General features: G+C 63.3%; 1 protein-coding gene (only partly in view). It reads left to right on the forward strand.

Annotation, left to right across the window (positions count from 1 at the left end; genetic code table 11):
• On the forward strand, positions 1–22,635 hold the 3' portion of the coding sequence (locus AC1Y2B_RS02260; RefSeq protein WP_482251448.1) for an LEPR-XLL domain-containing protein. 17,832 nt of this gene lie to the left of the window's left edge; the window shows 22,635 of its 40,467 coding nt (coding positions 17,833–40,467); its start codon lies beyond the left edge, outside the window; the stop codon is at positions 22,633–22,635.
• The last annotated feature ends 138 nt before the right edge of the window (positions 22,636–22,773 follow it).

The raw sequence follows: 22,773 nt of genomic DNA on the forward strand, positions 1-22,773 counted from the left end.
ATCGTTGCCAGCAACGGCAAGATCTATCGGTATTTCAAGCCTGCTGCGTCCTCGTCGATCGCGTCGGATCCGTCGGACTGGGCGGTGGTGTTGACCACCTCGCAGATTGCGGCTGCCAAGACCGGCACCGTCGGCACGCCCCGGGCGCTGAGCAAGAACGACGTCTATCACGTCGGAAGCGATTACTATTTCTACGTTGGCACGGGCTGCACGGTTACCGGCAGTGTGCCGGACCTGTCTTCGCCTGACTGGCTGCGCGCGCAGGTGCTGGACGGAAGCCAAGTCTATTCCGACCTGTCCACCGGGCAAAACATCAACACGGGGGACTATATCCAGACCGGTGGAGCCGCTTACCACTATGTCGGCTATGCCAGCGATGGCTTGAACTGGATCGGCGGCAAGACCACCGACACCGCGTTGACGGTATCGGGGCTGGATTTCTCCAGTGGGGCGCAGGCCATGGCGCTGACGCTGACCGACAGCGTCGCAAGCAGTTCCGTCAAGGTGAAAGACAGCGCAAGTTACACCGATGGCGGCTTTGATCCGGGCTCTTCGCTCGTGATTGCAGGCACCCATACCACCGGTCAGAAGACCGGTGTCGAGCTGGCCTTCGGGGCCGGCGCAAGTGGGGAATTCCGTGCCGGCGTCCATGATCTGACGTTCCGGATCAATGGGTTCGATCTGGCGCAGGGCGACAAGGTCGAGCTGGTTGCCTATGACGCAGATGGCAACGCCCTGACCTTCAGCTTTGCCAAGGACGATGGGGCAAATCATACCGTCACCGACGCCACTGGCGTCTATACGCTGACGGCTGGCGCTGGCACGGCCAATGCGGACGCCGACACGGCAGCCCGCGAAGGCTCGGTTCTGGTCACGGTCAGTGGTGTGGTTGCCAAGCTGGACATCCGCTACGCCGGTCGCAGCGGCAGCGTCGAAGTTACCGATCTGCAATACGCGCTCGATCCGCGCACGAGTGCTGATTACTTCAACGGCGTGATTGCGGCGCAAGCCTCGCATGTGAACGCCACGGCCACCTCGATCGTCCCGGATTGGTCGGAAGAGAAGGGTCTGCTGCTTCTGGCGGCGGGCACCTACATTGACGCGACCGTGCCGCTGTCGGCCACGGTCACGATGGTGCAGGGAACGGTTCTGGCTGTCGCAGACGGCGGCCACACGTACTATTATCAGCAGGTCACGACGCAGCCTGTGACGGTGTCGAACGATTACATCGCCAGCAAGAGCTATGCGACCTCTGGTGCTTGGGCCGATATCACGGATCAGGTTGTCCTGTCGTCCAGCGTCAAGCAAGCCACCACCAGCGGCGTGACGGTGTCTGCGGGCGATCTGCTGCGCGTCAGCTATAATGGCACCGACAGGTTCTTCCGGTTGACCAGCGGTTCGCCGATCTCTGTCACGAAGGATTTTGCCCGCGGTATCGTCGAGGGCAAGGATGTCTGGTCGCTTGTGTCGGATGCCGCCACCAACACGACCTGGATCGACGGGACCGTGGTTCTGGACGATCAGGGCCGGATGCGCGCCTATCAGCAGCCGACCACGCTAAACGTGGATGTGGTGAACGATCCGGGTTGGTACGAGATGACCTCGGCCGCGCCGGGCGGAAGCTTCGACGCCAGCCTCAACTATCTGACCGCCGGACGGCAGTTGCAGAACCTCGTGCCCGGAATGCTGGTCGCGGCAGCCAACGGCAATGTCTACCAGTACAAGACCACGGCACCGGCGCTCAGCAACCGCGATTTGTTCGCGATCGACTATGCGCATGACTCCAACTGGGCGTCGGTCACCGGTGGTGGCGCGGGTGGTGCAGACATCACCGTCGCTGCGACGATGCATTCCAGCATCACGGCCAATGTCGGCGCCTTTGCCGTTGCCATCGTGGCTGGAACCGAGGGAACTTCGGGCGCGGGCTCGGGGGCGAATGCCTACAACGACATCGAATACGATACCGTTGCCGACGTCTACGGCGCGACCTTGAGTGCCGCATTGGGCAGTGTTTCGATCACGGCATCGGACACCAGCAGCATCTCGGCTCAGGTGCAGTCGGCGGCCATCGCCGGCACCCTGGCTGGGGCCGGTTCTGCCGTCTCTATCAGCGTGTCGTTGGCCAGTGCCCTGATCGGGGGCAATCTGCGCGCCTCGATGCGCGACAGCACCTTGAGTGCCGGGCGTTCGCTGGACATCCTGGCCACCGACGACCGCACGATCGACGTCACCTCCGAGGCATCGTCGTTGTCGGTGTCGAGCGGCTTCGGTGCGGCGATTTCGGGTGGTGGCGCCGATGCGAAGATCAAGGACGGTGGGGTTCGTGAAGCGCTGTTGACCGGCAACGGCACACAATCGGTCAACGTGACCGGTGCGACGCGGGTCATCCTGAATTCCGAAAGCGATCTGACGGCCCACATCTCGGCCAACTCCATCGCGGCGGGGATGGTGGGTGTGGCGGCCTCGGGTGCCACGGCCACGGTCGAAGCGGGGGGCGTGTTCTACGCCCGCGCCGAAGGTGTGGACGTGACGGCGGGTTCGCTGACTGTCAATTCGATCCGGCGCATGTCTTCGGAGGCTGTGGTCAGCGGCTTTGCGGTCGGCAGCACCATGGGCATCGGCGCCTCTGTGGCGAAGGTCAGCATCACCTCTGACGTCGAGGCGCTGGTGGGTGGCGCGGGTGCGACCTTCACGCTTGGCGCGTTGAGTGTCGTGGCCAGCCTTGCGGCGAAGACCGGCGAGGATCTGGTCGATGTGGCAGCCTATGCTTCGGGTGGCGGCATCCTGCTGGGTGTGCAGTCGACCAACGCGGAATCGACAAACCGGGCCAATGTCATCTCGGCCTTGACGGGCGGGCTGTTCTCGGTTGCCGGGGCGCTGTCGGTTGGGGCGGAGTCCAGTGGGCGGCAACAGGCCACGTCGAAGGGCGTGGCGGGCGGTCTGATTGGCGTGGGCGCAACGGATGGGACGCTGAACTCATACTCCAACGTCTCGTCCTATGTGGATCGTGATGTCGTGGTGTCTTACGCCGGGTCGATGTCGGTTTCGGGTTCTGCCACCGACGAGAACTATCTCGACATCCAGGCGGGGGCCTTCGGGCTTGCTTCTGGCGCTGCGGCGCAGGGTGTGACCAACGAAAGCAGCGGCGTCTTTGCCGGCTTCGTCGATGGCACCTCCTCCAGCAACCGCGCGCTTGTGACGGTTGGCGGCACGCTGGCCATCGCTGCAACGTATCGCGCGGTGCCGACGGGCAATATCTCGACCAGCGCCTTCGGGGCGATCGCGGGTTCTGGTGCGTCGGTCACCCACAACGTGTCTGGCCATACGCAGGGCCGGATCGGCAACTATGACGACGTGCAGGCGGGCAGCATCGACGCGATCGTTGCGAACGCCCTGGACGGTCACACCTATGTCGATGCCAAGACCGGCGGCGTCGCTTCGGGAGCCAGCTCGACCACCAACACGGTGATCAATTTCACCGCGGAAATGATCATCGGCCACAATGCCTTTGTCACGACGACGGACGGCACCGGAAACCTGAAGATCAAGACCGAGAACACGCTGCAGCAAGAGGACCGGGTCAAGCTGGTCACCGGCGGCGCCATTTCCGGGGCCGGCGCCTATGGCACGCTGACCGCCAACAACCTTGTCTCGCAGATCGTGGTTTCGGAAAATGCCCATATCGCGGCAGCCGGCATGCTGGAGTTCGAGGCCACCGGCATCGGCAACACCAACCTGCAATCCTACAGCGAAACCTTCGGGGCGGCGACCGTTGCCATTGGCACCGCGACCACCATCGTGACGCCGCTGCAGCAGATCCTGCTGCTGAACGGGTCCAGCACGATTGCCGAAGGCAACATGTACCTGTCGGCCGGGTCCAACAAGGATCTGGTCTTGCCGAACCAGAACTATTCTTCTCGCGTGGACAACTTCGCCGGCTCGGCCATTCCGATCAGCGATCTGAAGACGGTGGCCCTGTATCAGGCCGACAACATCGTTCACGTCTTCTCTGGCGCGCATCTGGAAAGCTTCGCCAACATCGACCTGAACGCCGATGGCTGGGGTGATGTCGGCGTAACCGGCGTTGCAAAGGCGACCAACTGGACTTCTGCGCTTGGCAATGCGCTTGGCGGCGGCAGTGTCGGCTCTGGCAACGGGGCGCGGCGTGCGGAATCCTTCGGCTCGGTCATCAATGACGGTGACGTCGTGACGGGCCAGCGTCGCAACCGGATTCTGGTGACCAAGGTGAATTCCTTGGGGCAGACCGTGGTGGACGACATCACGCCGACAGCAACCGGCTATACCACGACCAAGGATGAAAACGGGCAACCGACCATCGCCTTCACACGGACGCAGACCGGTCTTGAGGCTCCGCAGTTCATCGAGATCCAGAAGGCCAAGGCCAACCTTGCGATCTACTCGGCGTCCAACAACCAGACGCTGAAGCAGTTCTACACCGATGAGATCAAGCGCCTGGAAGACGAGCTTCTGGCCCTTGGCTTGGCGGAACGTCGCGGGAATGCGGTTCTGCCGCTGTCCCCGGTGGTGGAAGTTGTCACCATCGCCCCCGTCAACGCCCAGGCCGGGCGCGTGCGGGTGCTGGCCGACTATCTGCAAGGCAGCGGTACCTTCAACGTGCCCAAGAGCGCGCGGATCGAGATTCTGCACAACTCGCCGGCGCAACTGGTGATATCGGGGATGACCATCCCGATGTTCAACGGCGGCATCTATTTCAACGGCACGGATGTCACGCTGAACTCTGCCAACGCGGCGGCGGTCAATGCCAAGATCATGGCGGCCAACGCGTTTGACCGTGATCAGAACAACCAGACCTACAACGGTGACGACAATCTGGGGCGCTATGCCGGCAGCACGCCGACGGCGGGCTTCGGCTATGTCAACGGCTCTCTGGGAACCGACAACAGTGTGCCCGAGATCATCATCAAGGTCGGCAACATCGCGCTTTACGCCGATCCCAAGACCGGCGCAGTGCCGCCGGCCCAATCGATCACGATCAAGGGCAACATCATTGCGCCGACGGCCAAGCTGACGATCATCAACCCGTCGAACGGCGGTTCGATCCTGATCACCGGCGAAGTGCAGGTCAAATCGCTGATCTTGCAGGCCAAGTCGTCCATCAGCATCTCGGGTGTGCAGCAGGCCCATGTCAGCGGCGACCCGGTTGGCGTTTTTGCCAGCCAGTATGGTGTCGGCACCAGTGCCGCGCCGGTCAACTCGCGCAGTGATTATTCACCGCAGGTCGATCCGAACGCGCCGAACATCCAGGCCGATATGGTCACGATCGACGCCGAGTACATCAACTTGAACGGCTATATCCAGGCCGGCAAGAAGGTCTTCGACCTTGAGATGACGGACGACATTGCGAACCAGATCAAGGCCGCCCAACGCGGCGGCGCAAACTACACGACCATCGAAGCGGCCTCGGCCCCGGATTACACGCTGATCTATGATCGGCAGGCCGCTCAACTGATCGTGAAGCCCCTGCGGCCAGGTGGCGGCATCGTCGACCTGACCGGGCGTATCACGAACACCGGCTATGGCCGTGTTGCGGCAAGCGCCGGTTATCCCGAGATCACGATCAACAACAACCTCAACATGGGCCAGTTCTCCACCAAGTGGCAGCTGGTTGTCGAAGACCTGGACGCGGACCGTCGCGGTGTCGGCAAGATCAAGATCGCCGACAAGCAGCAGAACCTTGCGTTGCTGTACACGGTGAATGCGGACGGAACCGTCAAGCAAGAGACCGAACGCCTGTCTGGCGGTGGCTATGTCGCCACGACCTTGGCCTCGATCAACGCCATTCCGGATTACACGCCGCAGGCCGGTCTGCGTTATGGTTGGGCGATCGGTGAAGAATCCCGGACGCGCGAAACCGCGCGTTGGGAGGAATCGAGCTGGCTTGGTCTGTTCAACCTCGGATCGAGGGGCATTCCGGTTCCGCCCGCGACCCAGACGCTTTCGGCAGCTTTGGTGCCGAACTCGAACTACTTCTACGTGTCGTCTCCGAATGGACCGGCCTACACCTATACGCGTGATGACGTCATCACCAGCGCGACGGATTGGAAGCAGACCTACTACAACGTCCGCTCCAGCTGGTACGGCAAGAAAACCTACACCTATCAGTACAACCGCAACGTCGGGCACTTCATCACCCACACCCACACGGTGCGGGCCGACTATGCGATCGACATCGACTTCCTGTACAACACGCAGGGCAAGATCGACATCAACGCCGGTCAGGCGGATCTGATCATCGACGGCCGTCTGACCAACACGCTGGGGGAAGTCACCCTCAGGTCGCTGGGCAACATCACGGCCAAGGCTGCAACCGATCCGAACTCGCCCTCGGGCAGTGGTCAGCCCAAGGCCAATATCATGGCCCGCCAGATCACCATCACGGCGGGTGGCAATATCGGCACGGACACCGTGGCGCTTCCGATCACGATCAGCACGCCTTCGGATCCCAACAGCGGCACGCTTGCCGATGGGGCGGGCGGCAACTACTTCCGGGTCGATGCAACGGCTGGCGGCGCGATCAATGTGCGCCAATATGTTGGCCTGTTGCGGGTCGGCACGGTCACAAGCACGGGGGACAAGACTTTGGTCGCCCTTGCGGGTGATGACGGGATCGTGCGGGCCAATGGCGGGCTGGAGCTGGTCACCGGCGGTTCGATCACGCTCAACAGCGCCAAGGGCGGCATCGGCGGTTCGGCTGCGGATGCAGATATCCGGATCAACACGGGGATCACCTCGGACGACAAGCTGAACGTCCAGGCTGGCGGCGATGTCTATCTGCGCGAAATCGACGACGGAATCGCGTCCCGGACCGATGACTTGCGCGTCAATCTGATTGATGCGGCAGGCCAGATGGTGTCGATCAATGTCGACAACGGCAGCCTGATCGACGGCAACGGCAAGCAGGTCGTGGACACCCGCGCGGTTTCCGAACTGATGGGGACCGTTTGGACCGACATGCAGTTGACCGCCGGAACCGGCGGCAATGCCAAGGTCGAGGACGCCAAGACCCAATTGCGCGCGTCGAAGACGCGGGACTACACCGCCTATTGGAACTGGCGCGCGACGCAGGAAGCGGCCTATCAGACCTATTGGGCCACGCGTGCAGTGCAGGAACAGGCGGGCGGTCTTGCGGCTGTCCTGGCCGGAACCTCTGACATCGTCTTCACGGCGGACCGTGAGACGGAACTTCTGTCGGGCTATCGTGCGGAAGTGCTGAAGAACCTTGACCCGAACTGGGGTCTGGTCAAAGGCAACGCCACGGCGGGAACCACGGTTGACGTCACATGGGGCGCCACTGTGCATTCTGTGAAGGCCGATGCCTCTGGGCACTGGACCGCGTCGTTCACGAAAACCGAGATGACCCCGGTTGACGCCGCCGCGGCGCCCACGGTCGGGGCGGGGGCGACGATCGTCTCGCACCTCAACGGCACGACCGATGCCGAAGTCGACCGCGTGGCACAGGCCCTGCTGGCGGCCTACCGATCCCGTGCAACGGCCGAATTCCGTCTGCTTGACGGTGTCTTCGGCCTGGCCACCTACGGCGCCGTTGCCGGAACTGCGGCAGCCGGGGCTTCGGTCTCGGTGACATGGGGCACGGCGGTCCGCAGCGTTACGGCGGACATCAATGGCCGCTGGTCGGCCGCGTTCACCCAGGACGAGGTCGGCACGCTTGATGACACCACCGCGCCGACCGTGGACGGCGGCACCCTCAAGTCCGCCACCCGTGGCGAGATGAATGGCGACTTCGCCTCGTCGCTGTACCTTGACACTGTCATGGCGGACGACGGTACCCACAAGCTGCTGCTGGCGGCGGCTGATACCGTGACGCTGTTGCAGTCCTATACTGAAAGCGCACTGACTTCGACGGATGCCACGGCCAGCCTGGTTCGGGCAGAGCCGACGGCGCTTGATACCGCCATCGCGACATCGAACCTGTCGGTCAGCACGCTGGTCAACTCGCGTTCCAAGCAGTTCCGCACGCTGGCATCGCAATTTGCCGACAGCACCTATGCCACACTGGCCGGGACTGGCACGCAAAGCGCGACCGTGACCGTCGTGTGGAACGGCGTCACCAAGACGACGGATGTCTATGCGGACGGAACCTGGTCTCTGGCCTTCACCAAGGACGAGATCGGGACGGCGGCGACCGAAAGCAGCGTCACGGCATCGACGGGCGCCAGCGCTGTCACATCGCGCGCCATCGCTTCGGCCAACACCGGATACGTTGTGCCACTGACCGCGGACGAAACCAAAACGGTTGAAGGCTCCATCAAGGTCTGGTCCTCGGATGAACTGGTCTACGGGTTTGGCGCGGGCCTTCTGAAGCCGGTGACCGACACCAACACGGCCATCGAAGATGCCAACGTCATTGCCGGCGCCTTCTTCTTCCACGCCAAGGGCAATGTCGGCGTCACCGCCGGTCAGGAACTGATCGACCTCAACCAGACCCTGTCCGGGCCGGATCGTCTGCTGCTTGCGGCTGCCGAACGGCGCGACGTCAACTTCCTGACCACTGACCGCATCGCGGCCACGGTGGACTTCAAGATCACCGGCAACAAGATTGTTCGACGCAGCGGGACCACGGGAACCGCCTTCAACACGGTCTTCAAAGCCGGCGACGTGCTGCAGATCGAAGGCAACACCGCCAACGCGACCGAAAAGCAGTTCTTCATCGTTCAATCGGCGAGCGCCAACGAGATCATCTTCACGACTGCCGACCGCAAAGTGTCGAGCCTTGATTTCAACGTCTCTGTCTTCCTTTCGGCGGTGGCGTTGAACCCGATGGGCAACGACGCCAGCGCGATGGTGACCGTCGATCCGTCCAAGCTCAATCGCGTCAGCTTTGTCGGTGGTGCGAAGTTCACCGGCTTCAACGTGGGCGATTCCATCATCCTGACCAACTTCTCGGGAACTGCGGTGGGCATCACCACGGACAGCAAACGTCCGTCGACCAACGTCAACACCTCGGATACGCCGTACCACATCACGGCCATCGCGGCCGATGGAACCTGGGTCGAATTTGCCGAGACGCTGCATGCGGAAACCTCGATTGCCATCAATCTGCGTCAGGTTGTCAAACTGGCATGGATCCAGGTTCAGCTGCGCGATGACTTCAACGTGACCGTTGATGGCCGGGTTTCGGGCACTGCGGGCGGTGACGTCTTCATCAGTTCCGAATCCACGATCAAGCTGGGCTCGATCACTGCGGGTGCTTCTGCCCGGATCAAGTCGGGTGACAGCCTGGTCAACTTGCTGAGCGGTACGGCCGAAAATCTGGTCGCGCAGAACAGCATCGTCTTCGAAGCTTCGCAGGGCGACATCGGCACCGGCGCATCCCGCCTGTGGTACGATATCCTGAGCGGCACCGACGACATGACGGCCCGTGCAAACGGGGATATCTGGCTGGGCGAGACGCATGGCGACGCGCGGATCAGCACGATCTACTCCAAGACGGGCAACGTCGACTTCAAGGCCATCGGGTCGCATGCGTCGATCATAGACTCCTCGAACACCGACTATGTGAAGATCGAGGCCAACGACATCCGTCTGTGGTCGACTGCCGACATCGGCAGCGCCGACAATCCGTTCGAGATCGAAGCGCGTGGCGACGGCTCGAAGGCGGGCTCGGGCTGGGTGACCTTGACGGCGGGCAGCAATCTTGGCGACGATATCTTCGTCACCGAGAAGAACGGCGACATGGTGCTGCGCAACGTCTATGCGGGCGGTGACGTCACGCTGGTGGCCGACCTCAGCATCCGCGACGGTGTGGACATTGCCACGCCGTCCGATCCGACCAGCGCGGATGACACAACGACCCCGTCGCTGCCCAAGACCGACATCACGGCGAACTCGATCACGCTGACTGCGCTGGCCGGATACATCGGTCAGGCGGGCAACGATCTTGACATCGACATGTCGCATGGGGCGGACGGTGTGCTGACCACATGGTCGGCGATGGACACCTATGTGATCGAAACGCATGGCGATATCCGGGTCAACACCATCGGCACGACCGATCCGGTCAAGCAGGTCAGCGCAGTTACCCTGTCAGGCACCTACGCGGCGGGCGACCATATCGCGATTTCGGTGGGGGCGGATCAGGCCTTCTACGACGTCGTGGCCGGGGATATCCTTGGCGCCGGCAACTCTGCCGGAACCCTGAACGCGATCGTGGCCAAACTGGTTGCCATGATCAATGCAACGCCGGCGTTCATCGCGCAGGTGGTTGCGTCGGCGACCGACACGACCGGCGTCTTGAACGTAACGGCGAAAGTTGGCGGCGTGGCCTTGGCTGTGGCGGCGAAGCGCAACAACGCCAACGTGGGCATTTCGGAAGCCGATGTCACAACTCCGGGCGAGGGCCGCGCGGCTTTCGTGACGGCGATTGACGGCTCGATCTTCAATGCGGCCCCGGTTGGGACCTCGAACGTGACGGGCGGCATGGCTTTCCTGTCCGCATCGCGCGACATCGGCGAGATCGACAATCCGATCCAGACCAGGATCGGAACCCTGCAGGGCGAATCCACCCAAGGCGACACCTATCTGGTCAACTATGGCAATCTGGCCGTTCAACAGTTCTATGGCCTTGCCGGAGATGTTGGCACGGCCATGAAAGCTGGCGGCCTGATCCATCTGACCGCCAAGAGCCCCATCACCATTGCCTCTGACGTCATCGCCTCGGGGAACATCCTCTACACGGCGACCGACAGCGCGGCGCAGGATCGTGACAACATCACCGTTCTGAACGGTGTGACGGTCAAGTCGACGACCGGCGCTGTCATCCTGCTGGCAGGCGACAACCTGACCATTCAGGCAGGCGCCACTGTCGAGGGCCAGACTGGTCTGATGTTCTACACCGACATCGGCAACGATGTGGATCCGGATGGCGGCGACATCACGATCGCGGGCAACCTGATTTCGGGTGCCGGCAAGGTCTATATGGAGACCAGCGACCGGGCGGATACCGTGCTGTTCGACACGACCGCCACCTTCAATTTCGGCAAACGGCCGGAAGCCGGTGTGATGAACGACTTCGTTCTGAACACCAAGGGCGGCGACGACGTCGTGACGATCAAAGCGAGCCTGTCTGCGGATCACATCGTGATTTCCACCGGGACCGGAAATGACACGCTGACCACCTTGGGAAGCCTGACTGCCATCGGCGTCTATCAGGGTGTTGCCAAGGACCGGGTTGGCGGTGACGTGCGCATCGACATGGGCAATGACACGGATGCCCATGACACGATCTCTCTCGGTGGCAAGGTGACTGCGGCGCGGGACGTCGTGATCACCAAGCTGCCCACCACGGAACATTCCGTCGTGATCGGGATCGACAAGGACACCGACCCGCTGGAAGTGCCGGTTGGCGAAGCCGGGCAGTTGAACGTGACGACCCAGATGGCCAATGGCGATATCCGGGTGAACTTCACGGCCCCGGTTGAGGATCCGGTTGTTGCCCTGACAGGGACCAAGGCGAATGTGCCCTATACCCTGCGCATCGTGTCCTACGACTCGACCGGGTTCACCTTCCGGGTGGAATACTGGCAAGGTCAGGTCACCCATCTCAATCAGCCGATCTCGGTGGACTGGATGGCGGTAACGGCAGGGGTGCACCTGCTGCCCGGCGGTCGCCTGATCGAGGCAGGTCGGCGCCAAGCCAACCAGACTTGGCAGACGGTCAACTTCACCTCTGGTTTCACGCAAGTGCCGGTCGTGCTGACCTCGGTCATGTCTGCCCCGGCAAGCGGGTCGGAAACCGTGGACTCGGACGCCTTCGCCGTCACGCCGGATGGCATGTCGGTGCGCCTGAAAGAGGCGGATGCCGGCAACCAAATCGTGGCAACGGATACTCTGGGCTATATCGCCATCTCGGCGGGAACCGATGCCGCGACGGGTTCGGTCCTGCTGTTCGATGGTGCCCTGACCCCGGCCGCCAAGAGCTTTGCCTATGGCCAGCTTCTTGGAAATGCCGTGGTTCTGGCGGATCGTCAGACACTGAACGAAACCGATGCCGGGCGCACCGTCATCACCGCGCTTGGCGCCACCTCGGTCTCGCTGGCCTTCGAAGAAGACCAGCCTGACGGCTTCCACCCTGGCGAAACGGTCGGCATCATCGCGGTGCCGAAAGGAACCTTCCCGGTCTCGGCGATCAATCCGAACCACAAGGAAGTGGTCAACGTCGGCGATCGGGTGACGGTCGAGCGTGATGGCAGCGTTGCCATCTATGTCTACCAAGGCAGCAACGTCGCGACGATCGACCTTGCCGGGACCGATTACAGCGACACCAGCCTGTGGAAAGTGCAGACAAACTCTGCAACGCAGACCGGCTTCCTGACGCTGACCACCACCAGCGGAGGCGCGATCAAGAGCGGACGCGACGTGCTGGTGCGGACCGGCGGCGGCGCGGATGTGCTGACCATCGGCGGTGCCATCGACGCGGGCCGGGATGCCTTGATCCAGACGGATCAAGGGGCTGACCAGATGACCACGACCGCGCAAATCACCGCGGTTCGCAATCTGGCAATCGAGGCCGGCGGCGGAACGGACAGCCTGATCTTCGGAGGTGCCCTTGGCACGACGAATGGCACGTTGACCGTGGACCTGATGCTGGGCGACGAAACCGGTGCGACACCGGCACCGAACCGCCAGATCCTCAACATGACCTCTGGAGGCATGACGGCGGGGACCCATCTGCTGCTCAATGCATCGGGCACGGTCGGAGCGGACATCACTCTGAACGCCGATGCCTCTGCCGGTGACAATCTGACCTTCCGTACTGATGCTGGTGCGGACGTGATGACGATCAACGGCAACCTGCAGGCCGATAACGTTCTGTTGAGCCTTGGGGCAAACAACGACAAGCTGGCGATCACCGGCACGGTTAAGTCGGTTGGCGGCACGGATTCGACCACGACCTCCAGTGCCACCTATGGTGACATCACCTTCGACTTCGGCAACGATGCCGACGCCATTGACCGCTTCACGCTGGTTGGCTCGTTGAACGCCAAGCGCGACCTTCGCGTCTTCAAGCTGCCTGAGACGACTTACAGCGTCGACGTGGGCACGTCCTTCTCCCAAAAGGTCGTCAAGAATGACACGGTGACCGTGCAAAGCACCTCCGGGGCGTTGATCTACAAGTACATCGGGTTCTCTGCCGCCACCGTCGACCTGAGCGACACCTCGATCTACACCAACAAGGGCGCATGGCTGGCCGTCGACAACTTCTCGGACAACACCGGCTATCTGACGGCGGACTTGTCCGGCAAGGGTACGGTTGTGGCTGGCCGCGACATGCTGGTCTGGACCGGCGGTGGTGCAGACGTCTGGAACACGGTGGGTGTGACGCAAGTCGAGCGGAACATCATGGTCCGGATGGACCGCGGGCTTGACCGTTTTGTCACCACTGCGGACGTGACCACCAAGAGCGGCTCGATTGCGTTCCTGATGGGCGACAGCCCGGCCACCGATCGTGGCCCCTTCGCCCCCAAGGACGCTCCGCCGCAAGAAGTGGTCTTCGACAAGAAGGCTGTTGTCACCGCAGGGACCGACCTTGTCGTGTCTTCCAACGCGCAGGGCGACTTCCTGTTGCTGGCAACCGGTGCCGTCAGTGCAGGACGCGACATCTCGATCCATTCCGAGGACGGGCGTGACCTTTACACCTTCGTTCAAACCCTGACTGCAGGGCGCAACCTTCTGGCGCAAAGCGGGATCGAGACCGACAAGTTCACGGTCGGCAAAGGGATCGAAGCGACCAAGGGTTGGATCGAAGTTGACCTGGATATCGGCAACGAACGCGATCTGAGCCTGCCGCAAGTCTTTGAAGTGACCGATGGGCCGATCACGACCGGCACCAGCCTTCTGATCACGGCAACCGGCAAGACCCCGGTCTCCATAACCGCCAAGGGTGTGGTGACGACGGGAACCTCGGCCACGATCAGCACCGGGACCGGCGATGACAAACTGTCCTTCACGGGCGATGTCTTGATTGGGACCGATCTGAATATCTACACCTCGGGCGGGGCGGATTCCGTCCTGTTCGATGGCAATCTGACCACGGGCGGCCTGGCCCTGATCGACCTTGGCACCGGTCCGGCCTCTTCGCTGACCGGAAGTTCTGCCGGACAGGATCTTCTGCATGTGACAGGCGACCTGACGGCTGGTACTTCGATCAGCCTGGTGAAGTCTGGCATCAATGCGGCTGCGATGACGCTGGACGGCAAGCTTGTTGCCGCAACATATATCCTTGCCAGCACCGGCAGCGGTGATGATACGCTGACCTTCAACGACACCGTAACGGCGGGGACCGACCTGAGCGTCTCCACCGGCGGCGGCGTCGATGTTGCGACCTTCGTCAAGGCGGTGCGGTCGATTGGCGGCAACATGCTGTTCGACTATGGTCTGGTCGATGCCAACGGGGCACAGCTGATCCTGTCGGACACCGTCCGTTCCGGCGGCGACCTGAAGATCACCAACACCGGCAATGGCGGCTTCACCGCCAGCATCGCCAAGGCGGTTACCACCAACGGCGACATCACGATCGACACTGGCGACGGCTGGGACGTCATCGACTCCAAGGCCATCGTGACGGCGGGCGGCGATCTGACCATCACGATGGATGGGGGCGGCGACGCCATCAGACTGGCGACCGGCGCAGGCTTTGTTGCCAAGGGCGACGTCAGCATCAACATGGGTGACTTCGACGGCATTGCCGACGAGGTTTCGCTTGGCGGTGCGGTCACGGCTGGCGGCGCATTGCACCTGTCCAACAAGGGAACCGGCGGCACGGCCTTCAACCTGACCGGAGCCAACCTGACAGCGGGCAAGGGCGGTCTGTTCATCGATATGGGCGATTCTGCCGACGATGTCGGGCTGACAAACACCACCATCACCAGCGCCGGCGGCATCACGCTGAACCTGGGTGGCGGCGACGATGCGGTTTCCATCGTGAACACCACACTGACCGCAGCCGGTGACCTGACCCTGAGCCTTGGCGCAGGGGCGGACAAGATCGGCGTGCAGGGGGCAACCCTGACCGGAGCGCATGTCATCTTCGATCTGGGGGATGGCGACGACCTGTTGGTGCTGACCGATCTGGCAGCGCTGCATGGCGCGGCCAGCATCTTGGGCGGACGTGGCGCCGATACGATCGACATCATTCGCCTGCCCAGCCAGAGATCGGGCGACAGCCTGACGATTGATGGCGGCGACGGTGCCGACAACGTCATGATCCAGACCTTCGGCAGCCTGTCCGGAGCCGGCATCAACTATGACATCGCCGTGCGCGACAGCGGCACCGGCAAGTCCGCCGCTGATACGCTGGACATTCGCGGCACGGACGACCCGGACCTGTTCCTGGTTCGCGATGGCGCGGTGGCCCTGCGCCATGGCACCTTTGCCCAGATGGACGGCGGCACTCTGCCGGCCGGACAGGAACGCATCCTGTACGATTCCGCGCAGGAGGGTCTGTGGCTGCGCAGCTTCGGCGGTGCGGACTTCGTGGCGCTGGACGATACCTCGACGGCGACCATGGTCGACACCGGCACGGGCAACGACTACGTCCGAGTGGGTCAAGTCTATGCCGAGAAGCCGGCCGTGAGCCTGGCGCAGAACGGCGCTACCGTTTCGGGCGTGACGACGCGGTCCGTTTCGGGCGGCTGGTTGTCTGACGGCGTGTCCCATACCACGCTCTTGAGCGCGGGTGACGGAGATGACCGTGTCGAGGTCAACTCCAACATGGGCGACCTCAAGATCGAGGCGGGTGCCGGCAATGACTCGGTCACCGTGCGCAGCTTTGCGGCCGCGGATGGCTCGGGCGCGCTGATGAATGGCACGCTGTCCTTGGCCGGGGGGATCGGAAGCGACTCACTGACCGTGCGGGGCACCGACGGGGCGGATACTTATCTGGTTGAAGCCGCGTTGATCCGGGGCGCAGGCCGCAGCATTGCCCTGTCGGGGACCACCGAAATCATCCGTCTTGATGCGGGTGCGGGCGACGATACGGTCAACGTCAACGCGAATTTGGCCAACACCTACACGGAAATCCTTGGCGGTCTCGGCTCGGATTCTCTGTCGGTGGGTGCTGCCGTGACGGGTCTGCGGGCCTCTGCGGCGGATGCACCGGCGGCTGTGACGGTGGAAGCGACCGACAGCGTGGCATGGCTTGCCGCGAACCGTGGCCCAGCCGCGGTGACCACGCTGGCTGTGACGGCGCTTTCCATTGATGGGCCGCGCAAACTGACCACGATCGCCGGAGCGCTGCGCTTTGACGGCGCGGGCCAGACGGCCGACGCTTTCGGCCGCCCGATGACCATGGCGGACGAGACGGTTGCACATGGCGTGACCGTCTCGGTCGGCGACGACAGCACGGCGCTTGACCGGTTGACCTTGCGTTCGGATGCGGGCAACGCCCAAAGTGGGGCGTTGAACACCGTCACCGACGGCGGGCGGACCTTCCAGCTGATCACCGGACTGGATCAGCCCGACAACGGGGTGACGATCCAGACGGCGTCCGGCCCGCTGACCCAAGCCAAAGGCATCTGGGCCACGGCGATGGAAGTGACCGAAGTTCTGCTGGGGGCTGGCAAAGACAGCTTCGCCTTCGGCAATCTGGCGCAGACCTCGGACAATGCCACGGCGACGGAACTGGTTGTTCTGCAGGCCGGTGGCGGCGATGACTCCATCACGGCGCAATCCGTGCTGGGGCTGCAGGCGCTGGTTCTGTACGGCGATGGGGAACGCGGCGAGGCGGCCTATGGCGCGACCAAGCCGGTTGGCGCGGACACGATCGATCTGTCCAAGCAGTCTTCGGGTGTGGTCCTTGTGGACGGCGGTGCCGGAAACGACTCGATCCTTGGCGGTGCCGGTACCCTTGTCGCCCTGGGCGGCGAAGGGGCTGATACCCTGCAAGGCGGAACGGGTTCGACCATTCTGGTCGGTGACGCCACACTACTGCTGGACCGGGCGACCGCGCGCGTGCGGATTGATGCCGCGCCCAGCACGGGCAATGACCGGGTCACCGGTGGCACAGGCACCCAAATCCTTGTGGGCGACAACCTTGTGTCGGATTCCTTCGGCGTCGCCGGAGTGCATCCGCTGAGCCTCGCCTCCACCGGAACGGGCGGCGCGGACATCATCTCGGCGGTCAATACCGCTGCGATCATCCTTGCCGGTGGCGGGGCTGACACGGTGACGGCGGCTGGCGCGCAGGTCATCCTGGGTGATACCGGGACCGTGACCTTGTCGGTTGCGGGCCGCGTGCTGCGGGCCGTTTCGGACGGCGCTGCGGGCGGTGCTGCGGACACCATCACGCTGGCCAGTGCGGGCGGGGTGGTCATTGGTGGCGACGGTGCCGACCTCATCTCGGCGGCGGGCGGGATCAATATCCTGCTGGGCGACGATGGCGATGTGACCTTTGCGGCAACAGGTGCTGACCGCGTGGAATCCCTGTGGTCCACCCGGTCCGGAGCGGACACGATCACCGGCGGCGCAGGCCGCGATGTGATCCTGGGCGGTGGCGGTGCGGATGTCATCACGACAGGCGAGGGCGACAACATCGCCTTCGGCGACAACGGCATCCTGTCGGGTCTTGCGGCACATATCGCCGCAGGTCTGACCTTGCCCAAAGAGGGCGGCAGCCTTGTGATCCTCGCCTCGGCGTCGGATGACAGCATGGGCGGCGGCGACCAGATGACCGGCGGCGGCGGGCGTGACCTGCTGATCGGCGGTCAGGGGTCCGACACCATCTTCGGTGGAGCCGGAGCGGATGACATCGTCGGCGGCGATTTTGTCGATGTGGCCCGTCAGGACGCTTCGGCCCTGGCTTTGCCCGACGGCAACAACGTGATCGACGCCGGGGCAGGCGATGACGTGGTTCTGGCGGCTCATGGCCTGATCCAGATCAGCGCCACGGGCTTTGACGCACGTCTGCACGACGCGGGTGGTTCGGCGGCTGCAGATCCGACCGGGCGTCTGGCGCGGCGCATCGTGTCCTATGCCGACCCGCAAGCGACGGCGGGACGCTATGGTGCGAATATCGTGGCAGGCGGCGCGGGCAGCGACATGCTGTTCGGCGGCGAGGGCAACGATCTTCTGCTGGGCGACCAATCTTTGGTCTTCGCCGCAGGCGGAGCGTTGGACACCCGGATCGGCGCCAATCCTTCGGTCCTGACCGGAAGCGCGGCCTATGACTATCTGCTCGCCACCAAATCCACCGCGTGGACAGCGGTGCGGTCTGCCACGACCAAGGGGGCGCAGTCCCTCATGCAGCGTTCGGTCGAGGCGGGCAAGGAATGGCTCTTCGCCTCGGCTGCTGCGGCAGACGGCGGCGCAGGCGATGTGGTGATCGTGCGGACTGGCGTCGGCGGGCTGCCCACGGCACCGGGTGCCGATTACCTCGAAGGCGGCGCGGGCGATGACGTTCTGATCGGCAGCGCAGGTGCGTCCGATCTGATCGGCGGCAGCTCCAGAACCTTCGGCGCACAAATCGCGGCTTCGGCTTCGGCCAAGGCGGCGGCGCGTCTGGCGGGGGCTGATATCCTTCTGTCGGGCAATGCCGATCTGAAGACGGCACCGGTGGCGGGCTCTGCCCTGCTGTCGGGCAACGGCGACATCTGGAAGATTGTCAACGGCAACCAGTTCGCAACGCTGGGTACGGTCACGGGTGTCGCGCAGGCGATCATCAAGCGCGCGATCGAGATTGCCGAGACCGAACCCGATCCGCTGGCGATCTCGCGCCTGTTCAGCGCGTCCAAGGGTGACTATGTGGTGGCCACGCAAGTGGCAGACCGGACCTATGGCGATCAGTCGGCCGGACGGCCGGGTGTCAACGGCAGCGGACAAAGCACCGTCGTCACCAACCGCAAGGTGGACCTGACGCAACTTGTGAACGTGATCGAGCGCAGCGGACCGCAGATCAGCGCGGTTGGCTTCGATGCCGCGGCAACAGCCGTAGCACCTTCGGCAGCCAAGAACGTCAGCTCGAATGCCACGGGACCGCTTTATCTTTACAGCGCGGCCACTGGCGCCTTCACCTCGACGACGCCGAGCAAGCGGCCTGTCAGCACTGGCGCAAGCGGTGTCACTGACATTGCGACCACGTCGACCGCCGGCACGGGCTACTTCTACGTCGACAACACCGGCGCAACCTGGTTCTACGGCAGCGTGCCGGTTTCGGGTGGCGGCGGATCCACGGGCGGCAGTGGCGGCGGGACGGTTGATCCCAACATCACGGCCATCGGCATGTCCGGGAAGTTCACCATCACACCGGCCGATGTCGGCAAGGCTGTGCGGGTTGAATTCGGGGCGACGATCAACAATGCGGTTGTCGCACTGACGGGAACGCAATCGAATGGCGATCCCTACACCTTGCGGATCGTTGACCGTGACACCACAGGCTTCTCTGTCATTCTGGAAGAGTGGGAGTATCAGGACAACAAGCGCGCCAACACCGAGACGATCAACTGGATGGCTGTGCAGGCCGGTGTCTACCAGTTGGCCGATGGGCGTGTTCTGGAAGCAGGCACCATGGTGACCACTGCCAAGGGGGCAGATCTTGCCTTCACGGCGAAGTTCGCCAGCACGCCGGTTCTGATGACCTCGGTCATGTCCAACTTCCGCAAGGAGGCCGTGAACAGCCGTATCACCTCGGTCAGTGCGACCGGTGCGAACGTGCTTTTGGAAACCGAAAAGGCCCGGGCCGGTCAGGCTGGCACCGAGTTGGTCGGCTACATTGCCATCGCCCCGGGCGCTGGGGTGACGCGGATCGCGGATGGTGTCGACTCGACCAAACGCAACTTCACGGTTGCGGGTACCTTCTCGAACCTGGTGGTCCTTGCCGAAGAGCAGTCGTCCAAGGAAACCGACGCGGCCATCGTCAAGATTGCCGGCGCGTCGGGTACCCAGGTGCAGCTGTTCCTGGAAGAGGATCAGTCGACCTCACTCGACACGTCCCACAAGAAGGAAGACCTTGGGATCATCGGGCTGGATGCCGGTACGGTCAGTGGCGTCCGCAAGAGCGACGCTGCCTATGTGCCCAAATCCGTGCTTGACCAGCTTGGGGCAGGCAGCCCGACCGACGCACCGGTTGTCGGCTCTGCCGGGGCGATCACCGTGGCGGCAGGCGCGGTTGGCACGGCGATCCGTGTCGATTTCGGCAGCCGGATTGACAATGCGGTGGTTGTCCTGACCGGGACCGCAGCCCCGAGCGACGATCCCTATACCCTGCGCGTCCTGTCGCGTGATGCGACCGGGTTTACGTTCATGGTCAAGGAATGGGAGTATCAGGACGGGACGCGGACAGCGGCTGTCACGGTGAACTGGCTTGCCATGGCGGCCGGTGTTTACACCATGGCGGATGGCCGGGTCATCGAAGCCGGGACTATGCTTGCGGATGAATCTGCCGGTTCGGTCAAGTTCTCGACAGCCTTCACAGATGCGCCGGCGGTGGTGACTTCGGTCATGTCGGCCATCGATCCGACGGCTGTCGACTCCAGCCCGATCAGCGTAACCTCAACCGGCTTTGAAGCGCGGCTGCAATCCGAGGAAGCCCGTGCTGCCTTTGATCGGTCGCAGGAGTTGGTGGGCTACATTGCCTTCGGCGCGGCAAAGAACGTGGAGTTCCTGACAACCGCCAGCCACTTCGGCATGAGCGTGGCCTTCGACACGCCAGTCGGTGCTCCGGTGGTGGTCGCGGATACCCAGACCCGCAAGGATCCGGATCCGCAGTCGACCATGATCTGGTCGGTCACGACCAAAGCGGTGAACCTGTTCATCAGCGAAGAGACATCGCTGAATGCCGACCGCAAACGCACACCTCTGGATACGATCGGCTTTGCGGCCGTCGCAGCCGGATTGATGCGCGGAACCAAGACCGGCACTGCCGCGATGGTCACGGCAGACCAGATGGCCGCTGCCACCACGGCAGGCTCTGCCCTTGTGGCACAGCAGACTGCGGTCATCGGGGCTTCCGGCAAGCTGACGGTTGCACCGGCGCAAGTCGGGGTGGCCGTGCGCGTGAACTATGGCGCGACGATCCAGAACGCGGTTGTCGTCCTGACCGGGACGACGGTCAGCGCCTCGGATCCCTACACCTTGCGGGTCGTCTCCCGCGACGCGACAGGCTTCACCTTCATGGTGGAAGAGTGGGAGTATCAGGACGGCAAGCGCAGCGGTTCTGTGACGGTGAACTGGGTTGCGGTCGCGGCGGGCGTGCATCGCCTTTCGGATGGCCGCATGGTCGAGGCCGGCACGATGCTGGCTGACCAGACCAGTGGGCATGTGGCCTTCTCGGCCGGGTTCACATCCGGTCCGGCGGTGCTGACCTCTGTCATGTCGTCGCTTGATGGGACGGCGGTTGATTCCAGCCCGATCAGTGTCACGGCGGACGGCTTCGATGCCCGCCTGCAAACCGAGGAAGCGCGGAGCATGATCCCGCGGTCCAAGGAATTGGTGGGCTACATCGCGTTCGGCATCGGCGGCGCGACGGTTCGGACCATCCAGGCGACGGATTCTGCGCAAACAACGCCGTTCGGGCGCACGTACACGAACGCCGTTGTGGTCGCCGATAGCCAGACCCGGAACGACCCCGATCCGCAAACGGTGATGCTGTCCAGCCAGTCGAATTCGGCTGCGGCAGTGTTCATCGCCGAGGAAGCCTCTCTCAACGCCGATACGACCCGGTCGCAACCGGATACAGTCGCCTTGGCTGTGTTCGAGGCTGGGGCGCTGCGGGGCCAAAAGCTGGGGACGGCGTCGCTTGTCACCGATGCTCAGCTGAATGCGGTGAAGAATACCCCCGTTTATCTGGCGATCGGGCAATCTGGCACCGTAGCGGTCACGGCAACTCAGGCGGCGCAGCCGATCCGCGTCACCTATCGGTCGCCGATCGAAAACGCGGTGGTGATGCTGACGGGGTCGTACACATCCGGCGATCCCTACACCTTGCGTGTGATTGCGCATGACAGCACGGGCTTCACCTTCGTGATCGACGAATGGGCCTATCAGGACAAGAAGCGAGCCAAGACCGAGACGATCCAGTGGGTCGCCATCGCCTCGGGTTCGTACACCTTGGCGGATGGGCGCACGATGCAGGTCGGAACCGTCGACACCGACACGACGGCAAAGGCTGTAACCTTCGCCAGCGGCTTTACGTCACCGCCGGTTGTCGTGACCACGACGATGACGCGCAATGACACGCGGCCGACCGACAGCTCGCCGACAGCGGTGACCAAGAACGGCTTCTCGGTTGGGTTGCAGGTCGAACAGAAAGGGGTCACGACGCACGGCAAGGAAACGGTCGGCTACATCGCCATGTCGGCGGGCGGATCGGCCACATCGGGTCTGTCCACCTCGCTGGCTGTTTCAAGCACCGCGTCGACGTGGACTCCGCCCGCAGGGATTGGACCCATGGTCGTCGTGGCCGACACCCAGACCCGCAACAAGGCGACCGCTGTCACGGTCAAGCTGGCTTCGGTGGCGTCCAGCGGCGTCAAGTTGCTGCTGGAACAAGAAGCCTCGGCAAGCATTGACGTGACCCATCCGGTTGAGACGGTCGGCCTTATTGCTTTCCTTCAGGGTCTGATCTATGGCCGCAAGCTCTGAAGGGCTGCCTCTGACCCGGGATGACCCCCGGTTGAAGGGCAGGCGCCGGTCCCAAGTCACTTGGGACCGGCGCCTTGCCAATCTTGGCGAACGACGCATCGACCTGCGCCCCTGGTTGTTTGCACTGAACAAGGAGCA

Source organism: Stagnihabitans sp., from assembly GCF_964946895.1.